Annotated in this window: 1 protein-coding gene; it reads left to right on the top strand. The window is 66.7% G+C overall.

Features of this window, described 5'->3' with window-relative positions:
* Window positions 1–46: 46 nt before the first annotated feature.
* The gene (locus FL311_RS43415; protein ID WP_141333561.1) at window positions 47–448 is read left to right on the top strand and encodes a GFA family protein; all 402 of its coding nucleotides are present in this window, start codon (window positions 47–49) and stop codon (window positions 446–448) included.
* The last annotated feature ends 394 nt before the right edge of the window (window positions 449–842 follow it).

Here is an 842-nt window from a genome sequence, read left to right as displayed (position 1 = left end):
CTCGGGAGGGAGGGGCTCGTGGCTGGGGCCATGAGGAGCGTCACTCGTGAAGAAGACGTACGTCGGCGGCTGTCACTGTGGAGCGGTCCGGTACGAAGCGGATGTCGACCTGAGCCAGGGCACCTACAAGTGCAACTGCTCCATCTGCACCAAGGCGCGGCTGTGGCAATCCGTCATCGGCCCCGAGGACTTCCGGCTCCTGGCCGGTGAGTCCTCGCTCACCGAGTACCAGTCCCGCACCAGGCAGCTCCATCACCTGTTCTGCAAGCACTGCGGCGTGCACGCGTTCGGCTGGGGCGACGACACGGAGCTGGGCAAGTACTACACCATCAAGGTCAACTGCCTGGACGACGTGGACGTGGACGAACTGATGCGCTCGCCCATCACCTACGTCAACGGACGCGACGACGACTTCACGAAGCCCCCCACTGAGGTCCGGCATCTCTGAGCCGAGCCCGTCGCTCAGCCTCCCAGCGCCACGCGTGGTGTCGACGCGGCGCTCAGCGCCTTCGTGGACGCCCCGCGCGCCCACCACCCCGGGCCTCGGGGCCGGGTGATCCGCCGCCGCTGAAACATGTCTTGAGACAACCCACTGAAATCACGGCGAAGTGAGGTCTGCTCGCAACCTGGAGGCACACTGTGGCGATAATCCCGGTGCGCGCCATTCACGCTCTCCATCGGGATCCCCCAAACCATGGCCTCGAAGATCAGCGACACGCCTCGTCCCCTGCCCACCGCGTCGTCGCGAGCCCCGGCCGCGAAGGCCCCTCCGCCGCCCGAGAACAAGGCGAAGGCGCCCGACTTGAGCTGGAACAAGGACCGCTTCGAGACCGGCTCCACCC

It is taken from the genome of Myxococcus sp. AB025B (genome assembly GCF_006518215.1).
In the GTDB taxonomy this organism is placed as follows: Bacteria; Myxococcota; Myxococcia; order Myxococcales; family Myxococcaceae; genus Myxococcus; species Myxococcus fulvus.
This window is presented reverse-complemented; position numbering and strand designations above follow the sequence as displayed.